Raw genomic sequence first — 20030 nt, 5'->3', positions numbered from 1 at the left:
TCCGGATCGGAACCCTTTCTGGAGGATTCTTCGAGAAAGGCCGGTCGTGACCTCGATCTTCCACGCCCCCACGCGCAACCTGGACGTCGTCACGCTGCACGAGCTGCTGCGCCTGCGGCAGGACGTCTTCGTCGTCGAGCAGGAGTGCGCCTACCCGGACATCGACGGCCGCGACCTCGAGCCGGGCACGCTGCAGTTCTGGGCCGGGCAGGGCTCGGTCGACGCCACCCTGCGCCTGCTCCGCGAGGCCGACGGCACGGAGCGGATCGGTCGCGTCGCCACCGCTCGGCACGCCCGCGGACAGGGCCTCGGTGCCCGGCTCATGGAGGCCGCCATCGCCGAGTCACGCTCCGGCTCGATCGCGATCAACGCCCAGGCGCACCTCGAGCAGTGGTACGCCCGGTTCGGCTTCGTGCGCTCCGGCGAGGACTTCTTCGAGGACGCCATCCCGCACGTCCCAATGACCCGGCAGCGCTGACCCGACAGGGCTGACCCGGCAGCGCTGACCGGACGAGGCGCCCCGCTCAGGCCCGCCAGCGCCGCAGCTCGTCGAACGACCGGCCCTGCTGCGCCCGGTCGGCCACGAGCCGCTCGAACACGATGTTCGTCTGCGTCGTCGCGACCGAGGGGTCCCCGCTCAGCTCGTCCGCGACGAAGTCCCGCAGCTGCTCGGTGGACGTGCACGCGATGTGCACGAGGAAGTCCTTGTCGCCGGCGAGGAACGACACGTCCTGCACGACCGGCACCCGCAGCAGGCGCTTCGCGAACTCGCGCAGCTCGTGCCGGGCGGCGGCGTGCACGCGGACGGACACCATCGCCTCGATCGCGAACCCGAGCCCCGCGACGTCCACGTCCGCCCGGTAGCCCCGGATCAGCCCGGCGTCCTCGAGCGCCCGCACCCGGGCGAGGCACGTCGACGGTGCCACCCCCACGGCGGCCGCAAGCCGGTTGTTCGGGATCCGGGCGTCGGCGGCAAGGGTCCAGAGGATGCGCTCGTCGACCTCGTCGAGGCGCGGCGCGGGATCGGGGCGGCGTGCTGGTCGGTCGGACACGCCCCGACGCTACCGCGAGACGGTCCGCTCGCGCACCGGAGCACGGGGCCGACCGCCGGACCCGGCGATCGGAACGGGGCGGGCCGACGGGCGGAGGCGGGTCGTGCCTCCAGGCCGGTGGGTCACATGGCGAGCGTCATGCCGATGACGGCGACCGTCATCGCGAAGACCTCGCCGCTGCGGACCGCGCGACGGTCCGCCCGGCCCCACTCGTACCGGAGCAGCCAGCCGCTGAACGCGCAGTAGCCGATCACCCCGGCGCCGAGCACGGCGGACAGGGCCACGCCGTGTCCAGCATGGTCGTCGACCAGGCCGGTCGCGTGCCCCATCAGGAGCATGCCGGCCATCACGACCGACGACAGCGCTCGGTGCACGTCCATGGGTTCCGCCCGTCGCCCGTCGGGGCGGCGACGACGCATCACCGGCAGCGGGGCGAGGAGGAGCAGCGCCGTGGCGGCCAGGAGCGTCCAGACGGAACCGACCTGCGCCACCGGCATCACCATCGCGACGAGCATGACCGTCGCGGGCACGATCACGCCGGGCCGGGGACGGTAGCGATCGCCGACGATGCAGCACACCGACGCGAACTGCGGCACGACGAGCATCGCGTCGGCGACGGTCTCGTGCGCGGCGGTCATGGCGTGCGGTGGTCGGGGTGGGGGCGGGTGGTCAGTCCTGGGCGGCGCGGGCCGCGGCCTTCTCGGCGCGCTGCTGCTTCACGCGGGCGTTCTCGGCGTGCACCTCGGCCTGGGTCGCGCGCTCACGGACGAGCCACTCGGGCATCTCCTGCAGCAACTCCTTGACCTGGGCGGTCGTGAGCGGCTCGTCGATGCCGGCACGGTTCAGGCCGGAGATCGAGACGCCGAGCTTCTGGGCGACGACGGGGCGCGGGTGCGGGCCGTCGCGACGGAGGTCCTCGAGCCACGCCGGCGGCTGCGTGCGGAGCTCGTCGAAGGCGGTCCGCGTGACGAGACCCTCGCGGAAGGACTCCGGGGCGGCCGCCAGCAGGATGCCGAGCTTCTTCGCAGCCGTCTCGGCCTTCATCTTCTGTTCCTGCGCCATGGGTCTAGGGTACGGCCCCTATGCTCGGTTGCATGACCGCGGCCCTCACCATCGCCTTCGTCCCGGGGGTCTCCCCCGCGAAGTGGGTCCGGGTCTGGCGGGAACGCTTCCCGGACGCCACCCTCGGCCTGCTCCCGATCGGCCACGACGGGGTCGACGAGGCCCTCGCCGGCGAGGCCGACATGGCCTTCGCGCGGATGCCCGTCGGCGTACACCTGAACGCCATCCCGCTCTGGACCGAGACGGCCGTCGTCGCGATGCCGAAGGACGCGCCCCTCGCCGCCTCCGACGTCGTCTCCGACACCGACCTGGCCGACGTGCACGTCGTCGACGCCGGCCCGGTCCCCGCCGACGTCGCCGCGGTGCTCGACCTGGTCGAGGCGAACGTCGGCGTCGCGGTGCTCCCGCAGTCGCTCTTCCGCGCCGCGAGCCGGAAGGACCTGGTCGCTCGCCCGCTGGCGGACGCCGCGGGGACCCGGATCGCGCTCGTCTGGCGGGACGCGGACGCGTCCGAGACGACGGAGGAGTTCATCGGCGTGGTGCGAGGGCGGACCGCCAACAGTTCGCGTGCTGCGCAGGACCGGCCAGGAGGCACTCCGGACGCCGACGACGACGGCTCGCGTGGGTCGCGGGGTGGCTCCGGCACGGGTCGGTCCGGCACGGGTGGGCGCGGCGGAGGGCGCGGCTCGGGCACCGGGAGCGGCGGCGGCAAGGCCACCGCGAAGCAGGCGTCCGGCGGCAAGGCCGGGGGCAAGGGCGCGCGGAAGCCCCGCGGGACCGGCCGACCGGGCACGCAGCGGCTCGGGAACGGCAAGCCGAAGCGCGGCTCCAAGGGGAACCGGTGACCGGGACGCAGCTCGTCCCGATGCCGGCGGACCGGATCCCGGGGTGGCTGGACCGCACGATGGCCGAGTACGTCACGTCCCGCATGCGCTCCGGCGAGACCCGCGAGCAGGCCGAGGCGAACAAGCAGAAGTCGCTCGACCAGTGGTTCCCGGGCGGCGCTCCCCTGCCGGAGCACTTCGTGTGGGACGTGGTCGACGACGCCGGAGACGTGGTCGGGTACCTCTGGATCGGACCGTTCTCGGTCGGCAGCGCGGAGTGGTGGGTGTTCGACGTCGAGGTCGACGAGGAGCACCGGCGGCGCGGGCACGCCCGACGGGCGCTCGAGGCCGGGCAGCGGGTCGCCCGTGAGCACGGCGCGACGTCGATCGGCCTGAACGTCTTCGGCTACAACACCGGGGCGCAGGACCTGTACGCGCAGCTCGGGTACCGCGTCACCGCGACGCAGATGCAGCTCCCGCTGGACTGAACCGTCAGGGCAGCACCGCTGCGGCGGCCTGCGCGACGCGGGCACCCCGACGTGCCTCGGTGTCGGCGCGGGCCGCGGTGACCACCAGGGCGTCCGCGCGGAGGGCCGACCCGGCGTCGAACGGCGGCTGCGGGTCGTACTCGAGCTGCAGCTGGATCCGCTCGGCGACGGGCTGCCCGGCGAGCTCCGCCGCGAGCCACAGCGCCATGTCGATCCCGGCGCTCACCCCGGCCGCGGTCACGACGGAGCCGTCGGTCACGACCCGCTCCGGCACCGGCTCGGCGCCGAACGCCTCGAGCAGGGGCGCCGACGCCCAGTGCGTCGTCGCCCGCTTCCCCGCGAGGAGCCCGGCGGCCCCGAGCACGAACGCTCCCGTGCACACCGAGACCACCCAGGTGGCACGCTCGGCCTGCCGTCGGACGAACGCCACCACCGCGGGGTCGAGCATCGCGTCGAAGGCGCCGTCCCCGCCCGGGACGACGAGCACGTCGGCGTTGGCGGCGGACTCGAGGGTCCGGGTCGGGACGACGGCGAACCCGCAGTCGGTGGCGACCGGGTCGAGCGTCCCGGCGACGTACTCGACCCGGGCACCCGGCACGCGGGTGAGGACCTGCGCCGGGCCGGTCAGGTCGAGCTGCGTCACCGCGGGGAACAGCAGGAACGCGATCCGTACCTCGGCCGGGTCGTGCCCGCGCTCGGCGTCCGGTGTCGTGTCGGCGTCCATGCCGCGACCCTAGCCCCGGCGGGTCGGGTCGGGTCGTTCCGCTCGGTGCCGGTCCCGCTCAGGCCCAGACGCCGGAGGTCCCGCGGCGGTGGCTGCCGAGCAGGTGCGTGTCGACGATGCCGAGCGCCTCCATCAGGGCGTGCATCGTGGTCGGTCCGACGAACGCGAACCCGCGCTTCCGCAGGGCCTTCGACAGGGCGACGGACTCGGGGCTCGTGGTCGGCACCTCGGCGGCGGTCCGGGGCGCCGGGGTGGCGTCGGGGCGGAAGGACCACACGAGGTCCGCCAGACCGCCGTCCGCGCGGAGGGCGACCGTGGCGTTCGCGTTGGTGATGGTCGCCCGGATCTTCGCCTGGTTCCGCACGATGCCGGCGTCGGCCATCAGTCGTGCGACGTCGTCCTCGTCGAAGCGCGCGACCGTGTCCGGGTCGAAGTCCGCGAAGGCTGCGCGGAACGCCGGACGCTTCGCCAGGATCGTGCGCCAGGAGAGCCCGGACTGGAACGCCTCGAGCGAGAGGCGCTCGAACACCCCACGCTCGTCGTGCACGGGCATGCCCCACTCGGTGTCGTAGTAGTCGCGGAGCATCGCGTCGGTGGCGGCCCACACCGGGCGGGCGAGACCGTCCTCCCCCGTGACGAGGTCGGTCGTCGCGATCGTGCGTTCGTCGTCGGGCAGGGCCACGGGTTCGTCGGTCACCCTGCCATCTTGGCGGCCGGCACCGACGACGTCGGGACTACTCGGCCGGCGGGCCGTCCGTCATCGCCTGCTCGTCCATCCAGACGTACTCCCAGCGGTGCCCGTCCGGGTCCGTGAAGCTCCGCTGGTACATGAAGCCGAGGTCCATCTCCGGCCGGTCCTCGTTCCCGCCGCTCATCACGGCCGCGTCGACGATGCGGTGCACCTCGTCCTTCGACGCGGCGCTCAGGGAGTTGATCACCTCGATCGTCCCCGGGTCCGCGATCGTCTTGTCGGTGAACTCCTGGAACTTCGCGTGCGTGAGCAGCATCACGTACACGGTGTCGCTCACCACGACGCACGCGGCGGTCTCGTCCGTGAAGTCCGGGTTGATCGAGTAGCCGAGCGCCTCGTAGAACCCGGTCGCCCGGGCGAGGTCGGTCACGGGCAGGTTGATGAACACCATCGTGGGCATGGGGACTCCTTCGTCGAGGTCGAACCTCTCGCAGTACCGGACCACGCGCAACCATCCTTCACGACCGGTACCAACGTGGAACGCAACATGCTACCGAGATGCGCACCGCCTTCGTCGACGAATCCGAGCCGGGCGGCGGTCTCGACCACACGACGTACCTGATGGCCGCCGTCATCGTCGCGATCAGCGATCGTCAGGCGGCACGAACAGCGATCCTCGCCGCGACGCCACGTCGGATGCGCAAGCTGCACTGGTACGAGGCCCTCCCGGCACAGCGGGTCTCGTGGCTCGATCTCCTGCGTCACGCAGTCGAGGTCCTGGTCATCCGGTACGACGGCCCGGTTGCCCGGGTGGAACGCAGGCGACGACACTGCCTGGAACGCCTGGTGTGGGAGCTCGAACAGCGGCACGTCGGCGAAGTCGTGTTCGAGACACGAGGACCGGCACGCGATCGCGACGACCGGTCGATGTTGCGGGCACTGCGCGACCGCGGCATCGGACGGGCCGTCCGGTACGAGCATGCGCACGCCTCCGACGAGACGCTCCTGGCGCTGGCGGACCTCGCCTGTGGTGCGCACAGCGCGGGACTCGATCACGGGAGGCCGAGCGCGACCGTCGTCATCCCGTGAAGACCGATCTCGATGGCGGGATCCTGAACAGCGGGGATCCTGAACAGCGCAGCACCTGAACAGCGCAGCACCTGAACAGCGCAGCCCCTGAACAGCGCAGATCCCCGGGCCCGCGCTGGCTGCAGGACATCCGGGGATCGCTTCCGGCCGAGAGCACCCGACCGACATGTCAATGTTAGGCGCGGAGCGCAGCGTGCGTCAATCGCGCGAAGCACGACGTGGCCCGCGCGCCGGAACCGCACCGTGCCTCCAGGCCGTCGCCGCAACCATCTCCGCGACGCGACGCAGTCCGACCCGCTGGACCGAGCGAGGACGGGCGTGCCCGGTCGGGTGATCCGACCGGGCACGCCCGTTCCTGCCTGGTGCGCCGTGGCGCTCCCCCGGGTCAGACCGCGTCGCGGCCCTCGCCAGCGGCGCGCTGGTCCGCCTCGGACTCGGCCTGGCCGATGATGTCCTCCGCGGGGACCGGGTTGAGGCGGTCCCAGAGGAAGAAGAGCAGGCCGCCGACGAGCAGCGACAGGCCCACCCACAGGTTGATGTGGATGCCGCCGGTCTTCTGCGGGTCGGTGTCCCAGTGCACGATCCCGACGATCGTGGTGATCACGCCGTAGAGCACGAACAGTCCGCCGAGGATGCGGCGCAGGTCGAGTCGACGGGTGGAGCGGACGAGGGCGACCTGCTCCTCGGTCAGCGTGGTGGTGTCGTCACGCATGGTGGTACTCCTTCGGGTCCGGGCCTAGAGGAACGGCAGGTAGAGGGCGACGCAGAGCACCAGGGCGACGGTGCCGAGCAGGGCGGGCGAGCGGTACCAGGCGGTGTCGGTCGCGACGGCCCCGGCGGTCATGTCGATCTTGCCGACGCCGTAGACCAGGCCGCCGAGCTCCGAGACGTCCTTCGGCTTCGTCGCAAGCGAGACGAGCACGCCGACGACGAGCACCGTGACGAACGAGATGATCGCGCCGTACATCGTCTCCGCGGTCGCGGTGGAGAACAGCTCCGGGTTCACCAGGTACGCGATCCAGGTGATGGTCGGCGTGACGATGCCGAGGACGTAGCCCCACAGTGCGCCCTGCGTGGTCATCCGCTTCCACAGCAGGCCGAGGATGAAGACGCCGAACAGCGGTGCGTTGAAGAACGAGAACAGCGTCTGCATGTACGTCATGATGTTGCCGGCCTGCGCTGCGAGGAACGCCGTGCCGATGCCGACGACCACGCCGACGACCGTGACCCAGCGGCCGGTCTGCAGGTAGTGCAGGTCGGGCATGTTCGGCTTGATGTAGCGCTGCCAGATGTCGTACGTGAAGACGGTGTTGAAGGACGAGACGTTGGCCGCCATGCCCGCCATGAACGAGGCGAGGAGGCCCGTCACCGCGATGCCGAGCACGCCCGTCGGCAGGTACATCTGGATGAGCTTCGGGATCGCGTCGTTGTAGGTCAGCTCCCCCGAGGCGAACTGGTTGCCGACGACCGCCGCGGCGATGAGGCCCGGGATGACGACGATGAACGGGATGAAGAGCTTCGGGATCGCGGCGATGAGCGGCGTCCGTCGGGCGGCCGACATGTTCTTCGCCGAGAACGCGCGCTGCACCTCGGTGAAGTTCGTCGTCCAGTAGCCGAAGGACAGGACGAAGCCCAGGCCGAGCACGATCGCGAGCCAGTTCGCGCCGATCGGGTTGGTGACGTCGCCGATGCCGGTCCCGGCCCAGGTCTGCAGGTGCCGCACGCCCTGGGTCTGCTCGATGGCCTCGGTCAGGCCGCTCCACCCGCCGACGCGGTGCAGACCGACGATCGTCAGCGGCACGAGGCCGGCGATGATCACGAAGAACTGCATGACCTCGTTGTAGATGGCGCTGCTCAGGCCGCCGAGGGTGATGTAGGCGAGCACGAACGCGGCGGACACCAGGATGGCGAGCCACTCCGGCCAGCCGAGCATCGCCTCGATGACGATGGCCATCGCGTAGAGGTTGATGCCGGCGATCAGGACGTTCGACACCGCGAAGGCGATGGCGTTGACGAGGTGCGGGGCCTTGCCGAAGCGGCGGAGCATGAACTCCGGGACGCTCCGGACCTTCGAGCCGTAGTAGAAGGGCATCATCACGAGGCCGAGGAACACCATCGCCGGCACCGCACCGATGAGGTAGTAGTGCAGCGTCGCCATGCCGATCTGAGCACCGTTCGCGGCCATGCCCAGGATCTCGGTCGCGCCGAGGTTCGCGGACACGAAGGCCAGACCGGTGATCCACGCGGGCATGGACCGTCCCGACAGGAAGAAGTCCATGCTCGTGCGCACCTGCCGCCTGGCGGTGAACCCGATGCCGATCACCACCGCGAAGTACACGATGATCATCAAGTAGTCGACCCAGCCCAGTTCGAGCCGGATCCCGTTGGTCGCCGCAGCGAGGACCATGCGATCTCCACATCCATGTGTTGCAGTCGGCAACTGCGCCGACCCGGACGGAGACGTTACACCGCGATGTGACCGTTCACACAGCCGAGACATCCGTGGCCGTGCCGACGCTCGCGTCCGGGCCGTGTCGCCGTGCGTCCCGCTCGGTAGGCTCTCCCCCATGAGCGAGCCGGCCACCGACACCACGACACGCCCGCGGCGGATCCTCGTCCTGAACGGGCCGAACCTGGACATCCTCGGGCGACGGGACGCGACGCAGTACGGCACCGTCACGCTCGCCGAGATCGAGGCGATCGTGCACACCGAGGCGGCCGTGCACGAGCTCGAGGCGGACTTCCGTCAGACCAACCGTGAGGGCGAGCTGGTCGAGTGGCTGCACGAGGCACTCGACGACTTCGCCGGCGTCGTGATCAACCCCGCCGCCTACGCGCACACCTCCGTCGCACTGCACGACGCGGTCGAGGCGCTCGACGTCCCCGTCGTCGAGGTGCACCTGTCGAACACGTGGAAGCGCGAACCCTTCCGGCACGTCGACCACGTGGCCACCGCCGCGACGGCCGTGATCGCCGGCGCGGGCGCCGACGGCTACCGCCTGGCGGTCGCGCACGTCGCGTCCCTGCTCGGCTGAGCCGCACCGGACGGGAGGCACGTGGCGGGCCCGCCACGTGCCTCCCGTCCGCCCTGCGTGACGCGCACGGCCGGCTTCCCCGAGGTGCCGAGATCTCGGCATCTCGACGGACGTTCCGGGATTCTGTGACACCTCGACGCCGCGTCAGCGGCGAGTTGCGGCACCTCGCCGAAGCCGAGCCGGGTAGGTCGGCGCGGTCGCGCCGCGCGCGGCGGGTCTAGAAGTCGGCGGGGCGGCGGACGTCGGCCAGGCCCGCCGTGGCGAAGCCGCCGCGGATGATCGGCAGCGCCCGCCGGACGGCCTGGTCGATGCGGAGCTCGAGGTCGACGCTGCTGATGTCGTAGCCGCCCTCGCGCTTGGTGAAGTCGCGCTCGTTGCCGAACACGCCGAGCGGCAGGGTCGTGGACTGGAAGAAGCCGAACAGCGGCCGCATCTGGTGCTCGACGAGGAGCGCGTGCCGGTCGCTGCCGCCGGTGGCCGTGAGCAGCACCGGGGTGTCGACGAGGTCGTACTGCCCGACCCAGTCGAAGAAGAGCTTGAAGGCCCCGGAGTACGCCGCGCGGAACGCCGGGCTGCCGACCACGAGCACGTCCGCGGCCTCGACCGTCTCGAGCGCCCGACGTGTCCGGTCCGACATCGCCTCGCGCGAGGACGCTGCGCCGAGGTCGGCGAGCAGGGGCCCGATCTCCACCGTCTCGGTCCGGGCGTCCTCGATCTCCTCCCCGAGCCGTGCGACCGTGGCGGCCACCAGGGTGGACGTCCGGGACGGGTCGGAGGGGCTGCCACTGACGCCGACGACGAGTTCTCCGCTCATGCGGTCGATGCTCACACGCCCGCTCCGCGCCCGCCCGGGTGTGACGACTTGTGTCGCGCTCCAGCACCTGCGCGTACCGTGGCGGGGATGCAGACGTTCCTGCCCTACGCCGACTTCCGGGCCTCCGCCGAGGTGCTCGACGACAAGCGACTGGGGAAGCAGCGGGTCGAGACGCTGCAGGTCATGCGCGCCCTGACGCTGCCGGACTACGGCTGGCAGCACCACCCCGTCGTCGCGATGTGGCGCGGGTACCGTCCGGCGCTGATGGCGTACCAGGACGCGACGTGCCGGGTGTGGCTCGAGCGCGGGCACGCCGACACGTGCCTGGGCAAGACGCTCGTCGACCTCGCCCGTGTCCCGGAGGACCTGGCGGCGTACGAGCGCGGCGACTTCCCGGTGCCCGCCTGGAACCACGACCCCGCGGTGCACGAGTCGCACCGCTCGAAGCTCGTGCAGAAGGCCCCGGAGCACTACCGCCCGCTGTTCCCCGACGTGCCGGACGACCTGGAGTACGTCTGGCCGGGGACGACGCCGCCCCCGTCCGCGGACTGACAGGGGGTGCGGCGCCGGTCAGGGTCCGGCGCCGCGTCCACGGCGGGGGCGGCGCTGCAGGGTCCGACGACAGGGGGGACGTCGTGCCCTGCTCCGGACGCGGTCAGGGGTCCTGCGTCCGGGGTTCGGGTGGTTCAGTGCTGTTCGGCATCCCCCTGGTCAGGGGTGGTGACGGCCGGCGTCAGCGCCGTGAGCGTGGCCGCAGCGTACCGGTCGGCCTCCCGCGGGACGGGCATCGACCGTCGGACCGCCGCGGGGCGGACCATCGGGAGCAGCGCGCTGCCGAGGGTCGCGAGCGCACCGACGGACGCGATCACGCCGAGCGGTGCGGTCCCGAGGTCGTGCTGCGCGGCGATGGCGAGCGCGACGACGGTGGCCGGAGCCGGGAGGAGCTGGACCACCCGGAAGCGGTCCTCCTGCCGGAGACGGGTCGTGATCGCGTTGGCCATGCCCCCATCGTGGCGGACCACGCCGGTCCGCAGAAGGGGGGACATCACCCCATTCATGGAGTAGAACGTCTAGTTCACTCCGAGTCGCCGCACGGTCGACACCGCATCGGCCACCGCCCGGACCACCGCGGCCGCGTCGTCCTCGGTCAGGGACGCGTCGAAGGTCAGGCGGAGCGCGGTCCTCGCGACGTCCTCGGACAGCCCGGTCGCGGTGAGGACGTGCGAGGCCTCGGTGCTGCCGGCCGCGCAGGCGCTGCCCGACGAGGACACCACGTCGTGCTGCTCGAGCTCGAGCAGCACGGTCTCCCCGTTGACGGGCTCCCCCGGGAAGCAGAACGACGCGTGCCCCGGCAGGCGCGAGCGCCGGGACCCCGTGACGACCGCCCCGGGGACCGCCGCGGTGACCCCGTCGAGCACGGCGTCCCGGGTCGCCGCCGCCATGGCCGCCGCGTCCACCCGCTCCCCCGCCGCGAGGGCGAGCGCGGTCGCCACGGCCACCGCTCCGGCGACGTCCTCGGTGCCGGATCGCCGACCACGTTCCTGCCCACCGCCGTGCAGGAGCGGCTCGAGCGGCACCCCGGCGCGGAGCACGAGGACGCCGGTGCCCTTCGGCGCGCCGAGCTTGTGACCAGAGAGCGAGAGCGCGTCCACGCCGAGCAGGTCGAGCCCGACCGCCAGCCACGGCGCGCTCTGCACGGCGTCGGTGTGGAACCGCGCGCCGACGGCGTGTGCGGCCGCCGCGAGCGCCGGCACGTCCTGCACGGTCCCGATCTCGTTGTCGGCGTGCGCGATCGAGACGAGCGTGGTGTCCGCCCGGACGGCCGCGGTGAGCGCCTCGACCGTGACGACCCCGTCCGCGTCCACCGGCACGAGCGTGACCGTGAAGCCGTGGTGCCGCTCGAGGTACCGGCAGCTCTCGAGCACCGCCTCGTGCTCGATCGCGCTCGTGACGACGTGCCGACCGCGGGGTGCGGCGAGGGCGATGCCCTTGACCGCGGTGTTCGCGCCCTCGGTGCCGCCCGTGGTGAAGACGACCTCGCCCGGACGGCAGCCGAGCACCCGCGCCACCGTCGCCCGGGCGTCGGCGAGCCCGCGCGCGGCCGCGTCCCCGACGCCGTGCGTGGAGGACGGGTTGCCGAAGACCCCGGTCAGGTACGGCCACATCGCCTCGAGCACCTCGCGGCGGACCGGGGTCGTCGCGGCGCGGTCCAGGTAGAACACGTCAGCCGCGACCCGGGGCGGCGAGCGACGCGGACGGCGACGGAACACCGACGGCGCCGTCGGACACCGCGATGTCGAGGCCCAGGTCGAGCGCCCTCGCCGAGTGCGTCAGCGCCCCGACCGACACGACGTCGACCCCGGTCGCCGCGATCGCCGCGACGGTCTCGAGCGACACCCCGCCGGAGGCCTCGACCACCGCGCGCCCGGCCACGGCCGCGACGCCGGCGACGAGCTGCTCCGGGGTGAAGTTGTCGAGCATGATCGTGTCCACGCCGGCGGCGACGACCGGCTCCACCTGGTCGAGCCGGTCCACCTCGACCTCGACGTGCACGGTGTGCCCGAGCCGCTCCCGGGCCGCGGTGATCGCGTCGCCGATCGGCACCCCGCGTGCCGCGAGGACGGCGAGGTGGTTGTCCTTCGCGAGCACCGCGTCGGACAGCGAGGTCCGGTGGTTGTGCCCGCCGCCGCAGCGCACGGCGTAGCGCTCGAGCGCCCGGAGGCCCGGGGTGGTCTTCCGGGTGTCGGCGATGCGGGCGCGCGTGCCCTCGACCGCGGCGACGTACCGGGCGGTGACGGTGGCGATGCCGGACATCCGCTGCGCCAGGTTGAGGGCGACGCGCTCGGCACGGAGCACCGAGCGTGCCGACCCGTGCACGGTCGCGAGCACGTCACCGGCCGCGAACCGAGCACCGTCCCGCACGTGCAGGACGGTCTCGACGGACGGGTCGACCGCGGCCATGACGGCGGCGAAGACCGTCCCGCCGGCGAACACGCCGGGCTCACGCGCCGCCAGGGTCGCCGTGGCGGTCGCGTCGACGGGGATGAGCGCCTCGCTGGTCACGTCGCCCCAGGGGGCGTCCTCCTCGAGCGCCGTCTCGATCACGCGTCGCAGCGCGTGCGGCGGGATGGTGCCGGGATCGACGGGGACGGTGGTGGTCATGCGGGGACTCCCTGCTGGACGGGCGTGTTGACGGTGACGGGGGTCCGGACCCACGCGGTGCTGGCCGGCGCGGTCGGGTCTGCGTCGGGGTGGTCGGTCCGGGCGTGCGCGCCGCGGGACTCGCGCCGCGCCTCGGCGGCGCGGGCCGTGATGCGCGCCAGGTCGAGCAGCGCGCGGTCCTCGGCGGCCCGCACCCCGGTCGGGGCGGGGTCCGGCAGGGCGTCGAGCGTCCGCCGCGCCGCGGCGAGCCCGGCGGCGTCGCGCAGCAGCCCGACCCGCTCGGTCATCTCGGTCTGGACCACCCGGCGGACATCGGCGACGTCGCGGGGGTGGGTCGCGCCTCCAGGCCGGTCACCGTGCACCGGACGGGAGGCACGGTGTGCGCTCGCCACGTCGGTCACCACGGGCCGGACGGTCACCACGGGCAGGTCCGCGTCGCCGCGGAGCCGGAGGTGCGCGGGGCGCGGCACGGCGACCGCGTCGGCGGCGCGGACGCCGAAGACGAGTCCCTCGAGCAGGGAGTTCGACGCGAGCCGGTTCGCGCCGTGCACGCCTGTGCAGGCGGTCTCGCCGACGGCGAGGAGGCCGGGCAGGCTCGTGCGCCCCTCGGCGTCCGTGACCACACCACCCATCGCGTAGTGCGCGGCGGGCGCGACCGGGACGCCCTCGCGGGTCCAGTCGAACCCGGCGGCCCGCGTCGCGCGGGTCAGGCCGGGGAAGCGGCGGACGAGGTGGTCGGGGTCGAGGCCCGTCGCGTCGAGGAGGACGGGCGCACCACCCTGCTCGCGGACCGCGGCCGCGATGCCGCGGGCGACGACGTCCCGCGGGGCGAGCTCGGCGTCCGGGTGCACGGCGGTCATGAAGCGGCGGCCGGCCGCGTCCCGCAGGACGGCGCCCTCGCCGCGGACGGCCTCGGAGACCAGACCGCCGTCCGGCACCGCGAGGCGGGTCGGGTGGAACTGGACGAACTCCAGGTCCGCGACCACCGCGCCCGCACGCCACGCCGCGGCGACCCCGTCGCCCGTCGCGACGAGCGGGTTCGTGGTCTCCCGGTACAGGTGCCCGGCCCCGCCGGCGGCGAGCACGACGGCGTCGGCGTCGATCCGGCGGGGCTCGCCGAGCAGGTCGAGGACGTCGACCCCGACCACGGCGCCGTCCCGCAGCACGAGGCCGGTCAGGCAGGTGCGCTCGAGGATCGTGACGTGGCACCGGTGCAGCGCGTCGACCAGGGTCCGCTCGACGGCGGCTCCCGTCGCGTCGCCGTCCGCGTGCAGGACGCGCCAGCGACCGTGGGCGGCCTCGCGCCCGCGGGCGAGGTCGTCGCCGTACCGGTCGAGGCTGGCGGGGTCGGTGGTCCGGTCGAACGGCACCCCGAGCGCGAGCAGGTCGCGGACCCGGGCCGGGCCGTCGGCGCAGAGCACCGCGACGGCGTGCTCGTCGGCGCTGCCGGCGGCCGCGGCCCGGGTGTCCTGCTCGTGCAGGGCGACACGGTCGTCGGCGCCGAGCGCGACGGCGATGCCGCCCTGGGCGTACGCGGTGGCGCCGTCGCGCAGCGCACCCTTCGTCACGAGGGTGACGTCGTGGCGGGCGCTCGCGCGGACGGCGGCGGTGAGTCCGGCGATCCCGGATCCGACGATGACGACGTGCACGGTGCGGTGCCGTCCGTCAGCCGCGCGGCTTCGCGGCGAGCATGCGCTCGAGGGCGACCCGGGCGTCGGCCTGGACGCCGGCGGGGACGACGATCTCGTTCAGGACCTCACCGCGGACGAGCGCCTCGAGGACCCACGCGAGGTAGCCCGGGTGGATGCGGTACATCGTCGAGCAGGGGCACACGACGGGGTCCAGGCAGAAGATCGTGTGCTGCGGGAACTCGGCGGCGAGCCGGTTCACCATGTTGATCTCGGTGCCGATCGCGAACGTCGTCGGTTCGGTCGCCGCGGCGACGGTCCGGCGGATCAGGTCGGTGCTGCCGGCGGCGTCGGCGGCGTCCACGACGGCCATCGGGCACTCCGGGTGGACGATGACCTGCACGCCCGGGTGGTCCCGTCGTGCCTGCTCGATCTGGCCGACCGTGAAGCGACGGTGCACCGAGCAGAAGCCGTGCCAGAGGACCACCTGCGCGTCCTGCAGCTCCTGGGCGGTGTTGCCGCCGAGGGGCTTGCGCGGGTTCCACATCGGCATGCGGTCGGTACTGACGCCCATGGCCTTCGCGGTGTTGCGGCCGAGGTGCTGGTCGGGGAAGAAGAGCACGCGCTGCCCGCGCTCGAACGCCCACTCGAGCACCGTCGCCGCGTTCGAGCTCGTGCAGACGATGCCGCCGTGCCGACCGCAGAACGCCTTGAGGTCCGCGGCGGAGTTCATGTACGTGACGGGGACGACCGGGACGCGGCCGTCGGCGTCCGGTTCGGTGCCGTAGACCTGCTCGAGCTCGGCCCAGGCCTGCTCGACGCTGTCGATGTCGGCCATGTCGGCCATCGAGCACCCGGCGGCGAGGTTCGGCAGGATCACGCGCTGGTCGTCGCGCGCCAGGATGTCCGCCGTCTCCGCCATGAAGTGCACACCGCAGAAGACGATCGCCTCGGCGTCGGGCTTGGTCAGGGCGGCGTTCGCGAGCTGGAACGAGTCGCCGAGGAAGTCGGCGTGCCGGACGACCTCGTCGCGCTGGTAGAAGTGCCCGAGCACCACGACGCGGTCCCCCAGGGTCGCCTTCGCGCGCTCGATGCGGGCGTGCAGCTCATCGTCGCTGGCGGTCTTGTACTCCTCCGGGATCTGCCCCTGCCGCGGAGCACCCGTCGGGATGACGTCGGACATCGAGGAGCCCGGGCCGTAGCCGGGGCGCGCGTCGAAGTCCCACGTGGGCGCCGCGAGGTCGGGCGTGCACGTGCTGCCGTCGGCCCGGCCGTTGGAGATGAGCTCGATGGTGGTCGCGATGGACACGGTGCTTCCTTCGGTTCGGGGTGGCTAGTGGGACGCGGCGGTGACGGTCGTCGCGGCGGCCGTCGCGGCCGTCGCGGCGGTCGTCGGCGTGAGGGGGCCGTTGTCGGCGTACGCGAGGTCGGGGTTGGAGCGGTAGAGCCGGGCCGGACGGTGCCGCCCGCCGCTCGTCGTCTCGTCGGTGGGGAGCACGGCGTCGCCCTGCGCCACCTGCCGACGGAAGTTCGCGGGGTCGAGCGCCCGCCCGAGCACGGCCTCGTACACACCGCGGAGCTCGGTCAGGGTGAAGCGGTCGCCGAGGAACGCCTGGGCGATCCGCGAGTACGACACCTTGGTGCGCAGGCGCCAGAGGGCGTACTCGACGATGCGGTCGTGGTCGAACGCGAGCGGCGGGTGCTCGTCGGCGAGGAACCACCGCACGTTCCAGTCCTCCGGCACCGAGCTCGCCTCGTCCGGGTGCACGAGGGCCCAGTACACGATCGACACGACCCGACTCGGGGAGCGGTCGACGTCACCGAAGGCGTAGAGCTGCTCGAGGTACCGCGGCTGCACGTTCGTCGTCTCGCGGAGGCGGGCGGCGGCGGAGTCCTCGAGCCCCTCGTCCGGACCGACCCAGCCGCCCGGCAGCGCCCACGAGCCCTCGTGCGGCTCGGCGACACGGCGCACGAGCGGCATCCAGAGCGCCGGTGCCCCGGTGTCCGGGTGCGGGCGCAGCGCCACGATCACGGTGGAGACCGCGACGCGGATGGCGGTGGGTGCGGGTTCAGGAGATAGTGTCATGGTGACTCGATGTGTTCGGGTTGCAGTGACACTATCACCGTTCACGCGATCGGAACACGGCGGAAATGCCGGAGGACGCATCGCGACCTACGTTCGGGTCCATGACGACGGTGACGAGGATGCACGCCGTGGTGTCGGGCACGGTCCAGGGGGTCGGGTTCCGGTACTGGACCGCACGGAAGGCCGACGGGCTCGAGCTCGTCGGGTACGCCAGGAACCTGTTCGACGGGACGGTGGAGGTCGAGGCGGAGGGCCCGTCGGCCGCGGTGGACGCGCTCATGGCGTTCATCCGGACCGGGCCGCCGTCGGCGACCGTGACGGACGTGTCGTTGCGGACGGTGGTGCCGCACGGCGACGGGGACGGGTTCGCGATCCTGCACTGATCGGGATCGTTCCTGCACGGATCGGGAATGTGGACGTCCGCTCAGGATGTTCCCCCGTCTGCGCCCTCGGCGCCCCGCCCACGCCGTGACCCCGTCAGGAGCCCAGCATGACCCAGGCCGTCGATTCCGCACCCCGCACCGGGAGCGTCGTGCAGCCGTCCCCCGGCGAGACCCGACTCGTGATCGGGCTGCTGCTCGTATCGGCGTTCGTGGTGATCCTCAACGAGACGATCATGGGCGTCGCGCTCCCCCGGCTCATGGACGACCTCGGCATCAGCGCAGCGACCGGCCAGTGGCTCACCACGGGCTTCCTGCTCACCATGGCCGTGGTGATCCCGGTCACGGGCTTCCTGCTCCAGCGGTTCCACACCCGCCCGGTCTTCACCTGGGCGATGAGCCTGTTCGCCGCCGGGACGCTGATCGCCCTCGCCGCGACGGGCTTCCCGATGCTGCTCGTCGGCCGCATCGTGCAGGCCAGCGGCACGGCGATCATGATGCCGCTCCTCATGACGACGGTCCTGAACCTCGTCGAGCCCGCGCACCGCGGCCGGATCATGGGCAACATCTCGATCGTCATCTCGGTGGCACCCGCCGTCGGACCGACGATCTCCGGGCTCATCCTCAACGCGTTCTCGTGGCGCTGGCTGTTCGGCTTCGTCCTGCCGATCGCGATCGTCGCGCTCGTCCTCGGCGCCATGAAGGTGCGGAACGTCTCGACACCGCGGAAGGCGCCGCTCGACGTGCTCTCCGTCGTGCTGTCGGCCTTCGCGTTCGGCGGCATCGTGTTCGGCCTGTCGAGCCTCGGAGAGGCGGGGTCGACCGGTCCGCTCGTCCCCGTCGCGGCCCTGGTCGTCGGGGTCGTCGCCCTCGTGGTGTTCGTCCTGCGGCAGACCCGTCTGCAGCGCACCGACAGCGCCCTGCTCGACCTGCGGACCTTCCGGACGCGCGGCTTCACGATCCCGATCGTCGCGATGGGGCTGAGCTTCATGGCGATGTTCGGGACGCTCATCCTGCTGCCGATCTACCTCGAGCGCGTGCTCGGGCTCGAGGTCCTGCAGGTCGGGCTGCTCCTGCTCCCCGGTGGGCTGCTCATGGGCCTCCTGTCCCCCGTCGTCGGGCGGATCTACGACCGTCGCGGTCCGCGCGTGCTGCTGATCCCCGGCTCGATCATCATCAGCGCCGTGCTCTGGGCGCTCGCGACGGTCGGCGCGGACACGAGCGTGTGGTTCGTCCTCGGCGCCCACGTCGTCCTGAGCCTCGGCCTCGCCCTGACGTTCACGCCGCTGTTCACCGCGGCGCTCGGCGGGCTGCCGCAGCGCCTGTACTCGCACGGCAGCGCGGTGCTCGGCACCACGCAGCAGCTGGCCGGCGCAGCCGGGACGGCCCTGTTCGTGACGCTCCTGACGATCGGCGCCGCGTCGGCCGGTGCCGGGGCGGACGCCGAGGGCGTGCGCTCCGCGACGGCGTCCGGTGTCGCCACGGCGTTCCTCGTCGGGGCGGTGATCTCGCTCGCCGGGATCGCGACCTCGGCGCTCGTGCGCCGGCCGGAGACCCCGGAGGGCGCACCCACGCCCGTCGTGCACTGACGCCGGTCGGCGCGCGCAGCACCTCGGGTCGAACCACGTTCCCGACGTCGGACCAGCCCTGATCCCTGGTTCGACGTCGGGAACGTGGTTCGTCGACGTCGTGGTCCGCGGACACCGCTACCGCGCCGGGCACCCGCGTGGCATCGTGAGGGCATGCGGTCGACGGCGCGCGAGCTGAACTGGTCCGGCACGGTCACCTACTCGGCCCGGCGGGTGGAGCGGCCGCGCTCGATCGACGAGGCCGCCGAGATCGTCGCCCGGGAGTCCCGCGTCCACGGTCTCGGCACCCGGCACTCCTTCAACGACGTCGCCGACGCCCCCGGCGTGCTGCTCGACCTGTCGGACATCCCCGTCGACCTGGTCGTGGACACCGCCGCCGGCACCGCGACCATGGGCGCCGGGACCCGGTACGGGGTCGTCGCGCCCGAGCTCGACCGGGCCGGGGTCGCGCTGCACAACACCGGGTCGCTCCCCCACATCTCCCTCGGTGGCGCGATCGCCACCGGGACGCACGGCTCCGGCACCGCCCTCGGCTCGCTGAGCACCGCCGTCCGCGCGTTCGAGCTGCTCGGTCCGGACGGGTCGCGGCGGACCGTGCGCCGTGGTGACCCGGACTTCGACGGCGCCGTGCTGCACCTCGGGCTGCTCGGCGTCGTCACCCGGGTCGAGGTGGACGTCGAACCGGCCTACCGGATGCGCCAGGACTCGTACGGTCCGCTTCCATGGGACGTCTACGTCGCGAACGCCGCTGCGGTCCACGCGAGTGCGTACTCGGTGTGCGCCTACACGGTCTTCGGTGACGAGGTCGGCGAGGTCCTGCTGAAGTCGCGCGTCCCCGACGGTGCGGACGACGTCCCGGTCCCGGACGACCTCGTCGGCGCCCCACGGCTGCCCGGTCGCCCCGCGGACGGCCACCACACCGCCCGGGACGGATCCGTCGGCCCGTGGTGGGACCGGCTGCCGCACTTCCCGATCGACACCGTCCCGTCCCACGGCTCCGAGGTGCAGAGCGAACACTTCGTGCCGCTGCGGCTCGCGGCGCCCGCGCTGGACGCCGTCCGCACGATGGCCGCCCGCATCCAGCCACACCTGCACGTGTGCGAACTCCGGACGATGGCCGCCGACCCGTTCTGGCTCAGCCCGACCCAGGGCGAGGACCTGCTCTGCATCGCCTTCACCTGGCAGAAGCACCCGGAGGCGGTGGCAGCCCTGCTCCCCGACCTCGAGGGGCTCCTCGCCCCGTTCGACGGCCGACCGCACTGGGGCAAGATGAGCTCCCTGGACGCGGAGACGGTCGAGCGCCTGTGGCCGCGGCTGCCCGACTTCCGTCGACTGGTGTCCCAGGCGGACCCGCAGCGGAAGTTCGCGTCGGCGCTCGGCGAGCGGGTCCTGCGGACCTGACCCGT

The 20030-nt window shown here is 72.9% G+C and carries 24 protein-coding genes; 9 read left to right on the top strand and 15 right to left on the bottom strand.

What is annotated here, in order from left to right; all coding sequences use genetic code 11:
• Nucleotides 1-46 precede the first annotated feature (46 nt).
• A complete protein-coding gene (locus HUN58_RS13130; RefSeq protein WP_180224895.1) occupies nt 47-478 on the top strand; it encodes a GNAT family N-acetyltransferase in 432 nt (143 codons plus the stop codon).
• A 46-nt stretch (nt 479-524) separates the two neighbouring features.
• Here the strand turns inward: HUN58_RS13130 and HUN58_RS13125 are convergent, their stop codons facing one another.
• The 3 genes from HUN58_RS13125 to HUN58_RS13115 all read right to left on the bottom strand — a co-directional run bounded on the left by HUN58_RS13125 (nt 525) and on the right by HUN58_RS13115 (nt 2114).
• Nucleotides 525-1052 (bottom strand): Lrp/AsnC family transcriptional regulator, encoded by a 528-nt coding sequence (locus tag HUN58_RS13125; protein WP_058741376.1) that lies wholly within the window; start codon nt 1050-1052, stop codon nt 525-527.
• 122 nt (nt 1053-1174) lie between these two features.
• Nucleotides 1175-1690, bottom strand: coding sequence for a hypothetical protein (locus HUN58_RS13120; RefSeq protein WP_144804416.1), 516 nt, complete (start codon nt 1688-1690; stop codon nt 1175-1177).
• Between the two features lie 31 nt (nt 1691-1721).
• Nucleotides 1722-2114, bottom strand: a complete 393-nt coding sequence (locus HUN58_RS13115) for a DUF5997 family protein (RefSeq protein WP_180224894.1) — start codon at nt 2112-2114, stop codon at nt 1722-1724.
• Nucleotides 2115-2146: 32 nt separating this feature from the next.
• Between HUN58_RS13115 and HUN58_RS13110 the strand changes: the two genes are divergently transcribed.
• Nucleotides 2147-2959: a LysR family transcriptional regulator substrate-binding protein gene (locus tag HUN58_RS13110; RefSeq protein ID WP_175325388.1), complete on the top strand. Its 813-nt coding sequence runs from the start codon at nt 2147-2149 to the stop codon at nt 2957-2959.
• Nucleotides 2956-3426, top strand: a complete 471-nt coding sequence (locus tag HUN58_RS13105) for a GNAT family N-acetyltransferase (RefSeq protein ID WP_180224893.1) — start codon at nt 2956-2958, stop codon at nt 3424-3426. The genes HUN58_RS13110 and HUN58_RS13105 overlap by 4 nt, the downstream gene beginning before the upstream one ends.
• A gap of 4 nt (nt 3427-3430) precedes the next feature.
• Here HUN58_RS13105 and HUN58_RS13100 read toward each other — a convergent pair whose 3' ends face one another.
• From HUN58_RS13100 to HUN58_RS13090, 3 genes are read right to left on the bottom strand one after another with little or no spacing between them, the layout of a single operon-like run.
• The gene (locus HUN58_RS13100) at nt 3431-4150 is read right to left on the bottom strand and encodes a DJ-1/PfpI family protein (RefSeq protein ID WP_180224892.1); all 720 of its coding nucleotides are present in this window, start codon (nt 4148-4150) and stop codon (nt 3431-3433) included.
• 58 nt (nt 4151-4208) lie between these two features.
• Complete coding sequence (locus HUN58_RS13095) at nt 4209-4847, bottom strand: DNA-3-methyladenine glycosylase I (RefSeq protein WP_180224891.1); 639 nt, start codon at nt 4845-4847, stop codon at nt 4209-4211.
• Nucleotides 4848-4884: 37 nt separating this feature from the next.
• A complete protein-coding gene (locus tag HUN58_RS13090) occupies nt 4885-5301 on the bottom strand; it encodes a VOC family protein (RefSeq protein WP_058741383.1) in 417 nt (138 codons plus the stop codon).
• Between the two features lie 98 nt (nt 5302-5399).
• Between HUN58_RS13090 and HUN58_RS13085 the strand changes: the two genes are divergently transcribed.
• Entirely contained in the window at nt 5400-5930 is a 531-nt protein-coding gene (locus HUN58_RS13085; protein WP_058741384.1) for a DUF3800 domain-containing protein, read from the top strand.
• Between the two features lie 385 nt (nt 5931-6315).
• Here the strand turns inward: HUN58_RS13085 and HUN58_RS13080 are convergent, their stop codons facing one another.
• Entirely contained in the window at nt 6316-6642 is a 327-nt protein-coding gene (locus HUN58_RS13080; protein ID WP_114849753.1) for a hypothetical protein, read from the bottom strand.
• Nucleotides 6643-6666: 24 nt separating this feature from the next.
• Nucleotides 6667-8337, bottom strand: coding sequence for a sodium:solute symporter family protein (locus tag HUN58_RS13075; RefSeq protein WP_141862327.1), 1671 nt, complete (start codon nt 8335-8337; stop codon nt 6667-6669).
• A 160-nt stretch (nt 8338-8497) separates the two neighbouring features.
• Here HUN58_RS13075 and aroQ point away from each other — a divergent pair, with 160 nt between their 5' ends.
• Nucleotides 8498-8965 carry a type II 3-dehydroquinate dehydratase gene (gene aroQ / locus HUN58_RS13070; RefSeq protein ID WP_180224890.1) on the top strand — a complete coding sequence of 156 codons (468 nt, stop codon included), beginning with the start codon at nt 8498-8500 and terminating at the stop codon, nt 8963-8965.
• Nucleotides 8966-9182: 217 nt separating this feature from the next.
• Here aroQ and HUN58_RS13065 read toward each other — a convergent pair whose 3' ends face one another.
• Entirely contained in the window at nt 9183-9779 is a 597-nt protein-coding gene (locus tag HUN58_RS13065) for an NAD(P)H-dependent oxidoreductase (RefSeq protein WP_114849880.1), read from the bottom strand.
• Nucleotides 9780-9866: 87 nt separating this feature from the next.
• Here HUN58_RS13065 and HUN58_RS13060 point away from each other — a divergent pair, with 87 nt between their 5' ends.
• Entirely contained in the window at nt 9867-10331 is a 465-nt protein-coding gene (locus HUN58_RS13060) for an MSMEG_6728 family protein (RefSeq protein ID WP_058741387.1), read from the top strand.
• A gap of 134 nt (nt 10332-10465) precedes the next feature.
• On the opposite strand, the gene HUN58_RS13055 is transcribed toward HUN58_RS13060, so the two are convergent.
• The 6 genes from HUN58_RS13055 to HUN58_RS13030 all read right to left on the bottom strand — a co-directional run bounded on the left by HUN58_RS13055 (nt 10466) and on the right by HUN58_RS13030 (nt 16655).
• The gene (locus HUN58_RS13055; RefSeq protein WP_114849754.1) at nt 10466-10780 is read right to left on the bottom strand and encodes a hypothetical protein; all 315 of its coding nucleotides are present in this window, start codon (nt 10778-10780) and stop codon (nt 10466-10468) included.
• A 69-nt stretch (nt 10781-10849) separates the two neighbouring features.
• Nucleotides 10850-12001: a cysteine desulfurase family protein gene (locus tag HUN58_RS13050; protein ID WP_114849881.1), complete on the bottom strand. Its 1152-nt coding sequence runs from the start codon at nt 11999-12001 to the stop codon at nt 10850-10852.
• Nucleotide 12002: 1 nt separating this feature from the next.
• Complete coding sequence (gene nadC / locus HUN58_RS13045) at nt 12003-12941, bottom strand: carboxylating nicotinate-nucleotide diphosphorylase (protein ID WP_180224889.1); 939 nt, start codon at nt 12939-12941, stop codon at nt 12003-12005.
• Nucleotides 12938-14590: an L-aspartate oxidase gene (locus HUN58_RS13040; protein ID WP_180224888.1), complete on the bottom strand. Its 1653-nt coding sequence runs from the start codon at nt 14588-14590 to the stop codon at nt 12938-12940. Before HUN58_RS13040 ends, nadC begins: the two co-directional genes overlap by 4 nt.
• A gap of 16 nt (nt 14591-14606) precedes the next feature.
• Nucleotides 14607-15878 (bottom strand): quinolinate synthase NadA, encoded by a 1272-nt coding sequence (gene nadA, locus HUN58_RS13035; protein WP_180224887.1) that lies wholly within the window; start codon nt 15876-15878, stop codon nt 14607-14609.
• A gap of 24 nt (nt 15879-15902) precedes the next feature.
• Complete coding sequence (locus HUN58_RS13030) at nt 15903-16655, bottom strand: NUDIX domain-containing protein (RefSeq protein WP_180224886.1); 753 nt, start codon at nt 16653-16655, stop codon at nt 15903-15905.
• Nucleotides 16656-16756: 101 nt separating this feature from the next.
• Between HUN58_RS13030 and HUN58_RS13025 the strand changes: the two genes are divergently transcribed.
• The 3 genes from HUN58_RS13025 (at nt 16757) to HUN58_RS13015 (ending at nt 20025) form a co-directional block, all read left to right on the top strand.
• Nucleotides 16757-17038 (top strand): acylphosphatase, encoded by a 282-nt coding sequence (locus tag HUN58_RS13025; RefSeq protein WP_058741392.1) that lies wholly within the window; start codon nt 16757-16759, stop codon nt 17036-17038.
• Nucleotides 17039-17145: 107 nt separating this feature from the next.
• The gene (locus HUN58_RS13020) at nt 17146-18624 is read left to right on the top strand and encodes an MDR family MFS transporter (RefSeq protein ID WP_180224885.1); all 1479 of its coding nucleotides are present in this window, start codon (nt 17146-17148) and stop codon (nt 18622-18624) included.
• A 153-nt stretch (nt 18625-18777) separates the two neighbouring features.
• The gene (locus HUN58_RS13015) at nt 18778-20025 is read left to right on the top strand and encodes a D-arabinono-1,4-lactone oxidase (RefSeq protein WP_180224884.1); all 1248 of its coding nucleotides are present in this window, start codon (nt 18778-18780) and stop codon (nt 20023-20025) included.
• The last annotated feature ends 5 nt before the right edge of the window (nt 20026-20030 follow it).

It is taken from the genome of Curtobacterium sp. Csp1, assembly GCF_013347185.1.
This window is presented reverse-complemented; position numbering and strand designations above follow the sequence as displayed.

Bases quoted from the DNA above. Each gene is read 5' to 3' on its own strand.
- HUN58_RS13065 (WP_114849880.1), bottom strand. From the start codon at position 9,779: ATGAGCGGAGAACTCGTCGTCGGCGTCAGTGGCAGCCCCTCCGACCCG.
- HUN58_RS13075 (WP_141862327.1), bottom strand. From the start codon at position 8,337: ATGGTCCTCGCTGCGGCGACCAACGGGATCCGGCTCGAACTGGGCTGG.
- HUN58_RS13100 (WP_180224892.1), bottom strand. From the start codon at position 4,150: ATGGACGCCGACACGACACCGGACGCCGAGCGCGGGCACGACCCGGCC.
- HUN58_RS13055 (WP_114849754.1), bottom strand. From the start codon at position 10,780: ATGGCCAACGCGATCACGACCCGTCTCCGGCAGGAGGACCGCTTCCGG.
- HUN58_RS13020 (WP_180224885.1), top strand. From the start codon at position 17,146: ATGACCCAGGCCGTCGATTCCGCACCCCGCACCGGGAGCGTCGTGCAG.
- HUN58_RS13080 (WP_114849753.1), bottom strand. From the start codon at position 6,642: ATGCGTGACGACACCACCACGCTGACCGAGGAGCAGGTCGCCCTCGTC.
- HUN58_RS13110 (WP_175325388.1), top strand. From the start codon at position 2,147: ATGACCGCGGCCCTCACCATCGCCTTCGTCCCGGGGGTCTCCCCCGCG.
- HUN58_RS13115 (WP_180224894.1), bottom strand. From the start codon at position 2,114: ATGGCGCAGGAACAGAAGATGAAGGCCGAGACGGCTGCGAAGAAGCTC.
- HUN58_RS13060 (WP_058741387.1), top strand. From the start codon at position 9,867: ATGCAGACGTTCCTGCCCTACGCCGACTTCCGGGCCTCCGCCGAGGTG.
- HUN58_RS13015 (WP_180224884.1), top strand. From the start codon at position 18,778: ATGCGGTCGACGGCGCGCGAGCTGAACTGGTCCGGCACGGTCACCTAC.
- HUN58_RS13120 (WP_144804416.1), bottom strand. From the start codon at position 1,690: ATGACCGCCGCGCACGAGACCGTCGCCGACGCGATGCTCGTCGTGCCG.
- HUN58_RS13090 (WP_058741383.1), bottom strand. From the start codon at position 5,301: ATGCCCACGATGGTGTTCATCAACCTGCCCGTGACCGACCTCGCCCGG.
- HUN58_RS13025 (WP_058741392.1), top strand. From the start codon at position 16,757: ATGACGACGGTGACGAGGATGCACGCCGTGGTGTCGGGCACGGTCCAG.
- aroQ (WP_180224890.1), top strand. From the start codon at position 8,498: ATGAGCGAGCCGGCCACCGACACCACGACACGCCCGCGGCGGATCCTC.
- nadC (WP_180224889.1), bottom strand. From the start codon at position 12,941: ATGACCACCACCGTCCCCGTCGATCCCGGCACCATCCCGCCGCACGCG.
- HUN58_RS13085 (WP_058741384.1), top strand. From the start codon at position 5,400: ATGCGCACCGCCTTCGTCGACGAATCCGAGCCGGGCGGCGGTCTCGAC.
- HUN58_RS13030 (WP_180224886.1), bottom strand. From the start codon at position 16,655: ATGACACTATCTCCTGAACCCGCACCCACCGCCATCCGCGTCGCGGTC.